Origin of the sequence: Streptomyces sp. NPDC059564, assembly GCF_042735575.1 — a bacterium.
GTDB lineage: Bacteria > Actinomycetota > Actinomycetes > Streptomycetales > Streptomycetaceae > Streptomyces.
This window is the reverse complement of sequence record NZ_JBHWBP010000480.1, coordinates 1-4,624: the sequence shown is the minus strand read 5'-3', so window position 1 is coordinate 4,624 and position 4,624 is coordinate 1. Positions and strand designations below refer to the sequence as shown.

Sequence of the window (4,624 nt, the reverse complement as noted above, 5' to 3'; positions counted from 1 at the left end):
CCTCACTCCTGCTGAACTACTGGTTCATCCCGCCGGTCGGCGAGTTCACCATCGCCGAGCCCAACAACATCCTCGCGCTGGTGGTGTTCGCAGTGGTCGCGGGGACGGTCGCCGCGGCCGTCGACCGGGCGCTGCGACTGTCGCGCCGGGCCGCCCGGGCGACGGCCGAGGCGGAGACGCTCTCCTCACTCGCCGGGTCCATCGTGCGGGGGGACCAGGCCGTTCCCGCGCTCCTGGAACGGACGCGGGAAACCTTCGGCATGGACTCGGCCGAACTGACCGGCGACCTGGTCGGGAACGACCCCTCCGTCGTCCGGGTACCGGTCGGGCCCGACACACATCTCGTCCTGCGGGGGCGTCCGCTGCCCGCCTCCGACCGGCGGGTCCTTTCGGCCTTCGCCGCGCACGTCACCGTCGCGGTCGAGCGGGCCCGCCTGGCCGAGGCGGCCGCAGAGATCGAACCCGTCAAGGCGGCCGACCGGATGCGCACCGCCCTGCTCGCCGCGGTCAGCCACGATCTGCGTACGCCGCTCGCCGCCGGCTGGGCCGCCATCGAATCGCTGCGCGCCAGCGACGTGGACTTCAGTGACGAGGACCGGGCCGAACTCCTCGCCACCGCCGACGAGTCGATGGCCCGCCTCAACCGCCTCGTCGAGAACCTCCTCGACATGAGCCGGCTCCAGGCCGGGGCGCTGAAACTGGAGCTGCGGGCCACCGACCTGATGGAGGTCCTGCCCGCCGCACTGGACGGACTGCCCCCCGACGCGCCCGCAGTCGACAGCCGCAGCCTTGAGCAGGCCCCGGCGGTGCTGGCCGATCCACCGCTGCTCGAACGCGTGGTCGCCAACCTGCTGAACAACGCCGCCCGGCACACGCCGCCCGGACGGCGCGTTCTGCTGACGGCGAGCGCGCTCGACGACCGGGTCGAGATCCGGGTCGTGGACCGCGGGCCCGGAATTCCTGAGGCGGACCGCGAGAGCGCCTTCCTGCCGTTCCAGCGCCTCGGTGACACGGACAACACCACGGGCGTCGGCCTCGGGCTCGCCCTGTCGAGGGGTCTCACCGAGGCGATGGGCGGCACCCTGACCGCCGAGGACACCCCGGGCGGCGGCCTGACCATGACCCTGTCGCTACCGGCCGCCCCCGCACGGTCCGCCCAGTCCCCTACGCAATAGTGACGGCGAACTCCCGTGCGAACGCAACTGTGTCGCCCTGAACGCACTCTGATCAGACGTGACCTCGACCCACCCTCCGCTCCAGCATGTTGCTCCCCGCTCGCAGCACGCGGTGATCTGCGGGGACGAGGACCTCGCCCGCCGGCTCGCGGTCGAACTCGACGCCGTCTGCGGCGAGACCGCCACGGTCGTACTGCCGTCCCGCCGTGACGAGCACGGCGGGGCCTCGACCTCCTGATGCTCCGGCCGGGTCACGTCGTGGCCGCGGCCGGGTGCTCGGTGGTGATGGGGCGGGAGTCCTCGGCGCGCAGCCGGGCGGCCTGATGGGTACGGCGGGCGGCCAGGTCGACCACGGAGGCCACGGACACGGCCACGCCCACGAAGATCGCGATGGCGACATCCTCGCCGTCACCCACCCCACGGTCGAGGACCGGCAGGCCGCCGAAGCCCTCCGCCGGGACTGGGAGTTGTGGAAGCCGGGCGTCGAGCTGATCGAGCTCTCCTCGGACACCCGCTCGCTCGGCCGTCCGGTATCGGCGTACGTGCGCAAGCTCGCGCGGACCCATCCGGACGCCCGGATCACCGTCCGCATCCCGGAGACCGAACCGGCCCATCGGTGGCAGCGGATGCTCCAGAACCAGCGCCGCTCCGTCGTCGCCCACGCGGTCCGCCGCGACACCGACGCCGTTCAGCTGCCGCCTTCCCTTCCGCCTCACGGCGCAGGCCGGGCCGACGGTCCTTGACGGCGCCTTCACGGAGTCCTGACGCATTCGCCCCACTGCCGTTAAGGGGGCGGCAAATAGCCGGCCGGTACGGCCGCCGAGGGCCCCGGGACCGGTAGGTTCCTGCCCGTTCCACCGCCGGGGATCCCAACGTCACACGACGAGCCGGAGGGGGTCCCACAAGGGACGGATCCCCGGCGGTGCACCCCTCGTTCCGGCCGCGCCGATTCGACCAGAAGGTCTCTCCATGCCTCCCGCCGCCACCCGGCAGGTCCCTCCCGTCCCGTCCCCGTCACAGGCGCCGGTCAACCGACCGCCCCGAAGGCGCCCGGACCGAGGTCCCCTGCTGGAGTCGATACGGCCGACGGCCTCCCTCTACGAGGCCTTGCGCAAGCTCGCCCCCCGTGAACTGATCCGGAAGCCGGTGCTGTTCGTGGTCGCGGTCGGCTCCGTGCTGACCACGCTGTCGGCGCTCGTCCACCCGTCGGTCTTCACCTGGGTGATCAGCGTCTGGCTCTGGCTGACCTTGATCTTCGCCAACTTCGCCGAGGCCGTCGCCGAAGGGCGCGGCCGGGCCCAGGCCGAGTCACTGCGCAAAGCACGTACGGACACCGTCGCGCTGCGGCTGCGGCACTGGACGTACGGCACGAACCCGCGGCACGCCGAGTCGGAGGCCGTCGCCCGGAGCGAGCTGCAGCCCCTGGACGTGGTACTGGTGGAGGCGGGCGAGCTGATCCCGGCCGACGGCGACGTCATCGACGGGGCCGCGGCAGTCGACGAATCCGCCGTCACCGGCGAATCGGCGGCGGTGATCCGGGAGGCCGGCGGAGACCGCAGCAGTGTCACGGGCGGTACCACCGTGCTGTCCGATTCGATCGTCGTGCGGGTGACCTCACGCCCGGGGCACAGCTTCATGGATCGCATGATCGCCCTGGTCGAGGGCGCGTCCCGGCAGAAGACGCCGAACGAGATAGCCCTCAACATCCTGCTGGCCGCCCTCACGGTGATCTTCATCCTGGTCGTCGTCTCGCTCCAGCCGATGGCCGACTACGCGGGCGCCGCCCAGACCACCACCGTCCTCGTGGCCCTCCTCGTCACGCTCATCCCCACCACGATCGGCGCGCTGCTCTCCGCGATCGGGATCGCGGGCATGGACCGTCTCGTGCAGCGCAACGTCGTCGCGATGAGCGGGCGCGCGGTCGAGGCCGCGGGCGACGTGAACACCCTGCTGCTCGACAAGACCGGCACCATCACCCTCGGCAACCGCGAGGCGGCCGCCTTCATCCCGCTCCCCGGCATCGACCACATCCGGCTCGCGGACGCGGCCCAGCTGTCCTCCCTGTCCGACGAGACCCCCGAGGGCCGGTCCGTCGCCGCCCTGGCCCAGCAGTACGGACTCCAGCCGGTCGCCGAGGCGGACCTGAGCAACCCGCGCTTCCAAGCGTTCAGCGCCCGTACCCGGATGAGCGGAATCAACATGAGCTGGCCCAACGGAGCCGGCTGCGCCATCCGCAAGGGCGCCGTGGCCCAGGTCACCGAGTGGGTGACACTGCGCGGCGGGACCGTACCGCCGGAAGCCGCCGCATGGTCGGCCTCCGTGTCCGAGTCCGGTGGTACGCCCCTGCTGGTCGCGGTCCACGACTGGGACGGACCGCGTGTCCTCGGGATCATCCACCTCAAGGACGTGGTCAAGGAGGGCATCCGGGAGCGGTTCGCCGAGCTGCGCAGCATGGGGATCCGTACGGTCATGGTGACGGGCGACAACGAGCTGACGGCCCGTGCCATCGCTCAGGAGGCCGGGGTCGACGAGTACCTCGCCGAGGCCACCCCCGAGGACAAGCTCGACCTCATCAAGCGGGAACAGGCGGGCGGCAAGCTGGTCGCGATGACGGGCGACGGCACCAACGACGCCCCGGCGCTCGCCCAGGCCGACGTGGGCGTGGCCATGAACACCGGTACCTCGGCCGCCAAGGAGGCCGGGAACATGGTGGACCTGGACTCCAACCCCACCAAACTCCTCGACATCGTCGAGATCGGCAAACAGCTCCTCATCACCCGCGGCGCCCTGACCACCTTCTCCATCACCAACGACGTCGCGAAGTACTTCGCGATCATCCCCGCCATGTTCACCGCGGCCTACCCGGGGCTGGAGGCGCTCAACGTCATGGGCCTGAGCAGTCCGACGTCCGCCATCACCTCGGCCATCATCTTCAACGCCCTGATCATCGTGGCGCTCATCCCGCTGGCCCTGCGCGGCGTCCGCTACAAGCCGGCCTCGGCGCACGATCTGCTGCGCCGCAACCTGACCGTGTACGGACTCGGCGGCCTCGTCCTGCCGTTCGTCGGCATCAAGGCCATCGACCTGCTGGTGTCCACCATTCCCGGGCTCGGGTGAAACCCGTCAACACCCCGTCAGAGGGGTGTCAGGGAGCTTGAGCTCCCGGCCGCGGGCCCGTTGGATGGGGGGCGTGCACATCGGTCCGCGTCATGACGGGACACGAGGGTGCGAGGCCTTCCGAGGGCGTCGCCCACGTCGTCCGGCTGTGCCACCCGGCCGTCGGGATCGTCAACGGCGCGTACCACGACCGCGGCGAGCGGATGGAGCCCGCCGTCGGCACGACCGGGGAACGCACGGTCAAACGGCTCGACGAGCTCGCCGATCAGCTCGTCGGCCACTCCGCCTGACGGGCTCCGCACACAAGTCCACCCCCGGCCGCAAGGCCGGCC

At 71.5% G+C, this 4,624-nt stretch carries 4 protein-coding genes and 1 pseudogene; all 5 read left to right on the top strand.

Going from position 1 to position 4,624, the window contains the following annotated elements; genetic code table 11:
* Positions 1–1,175: sensor histidine kinase (locus ACFV0Q_RS38545; protein WP_385012361.1), on the top strand; the 1,175-nt coding region annotated here is incomplete at its 5' end.
* 58 nt (positions 1,176–1,233) lie between these two features.
* Entirely contained in the window at positions 1,234–1,413 is a 180-nt protein-coding gene (locus tag ACFV0Q_RS38540) for a hypothetical protein (protein ID WP_385012360.1), read from the top strand.
* A 163-nt stretch (positions 1,414–1,576) separates the two neighbouring features.
* A pseudogene (locus tag ACFV0Q_RS38535) lies at positions 1,577–1,940 on the top strand (amino acid permease); the annotation flags it as partial.
* Positions 1,941–2,144: 204 nt separating this feature from the next.
* Positions 2,145–4,292 (top strand): potassium-transporting ATPase subunit KdpB, encoded by a 2,148-nt coding sequence (gene kdpB / locus ACFV0Q_RS38530; protein ID WP_385012358.1) that lies wholly within the window; start codon positions 2,145–2,147, stop codon positions 4,290–4,292.
* A gap of 92 nt (positions 4,293–4,384) precedes the next feature.
* Positions 4,385–4,582, top strand: a complete 198-nt coding sequence (locus ACFV0Q_RS38525; protein WP_385012357.1) for a hypothetical protein — start codon at positions 4,385–4,387, stop codon at positions 4,580–4,582.
* Positions 4,583–4,624: the final 42 nt, after the last annotated feature.

Excerpts from the sequence above, each read along its gene's own strand:
- kdpB (WP_385012358.1), top strand. The coding sequence starts at position 2,145 with ATGCCTCCCGCCGCCACCCGGCAGGTCCCTCCCGTCCCGTCCCCGTCA.
- ACFV0Q_RS38525 (WP_385012357.1), top strand. The coding sequence starts at position 4,385 with ATGACGGGACACGAGGGTGCGAGGCCTTCCGAGGGCGTCGCCCACGTC.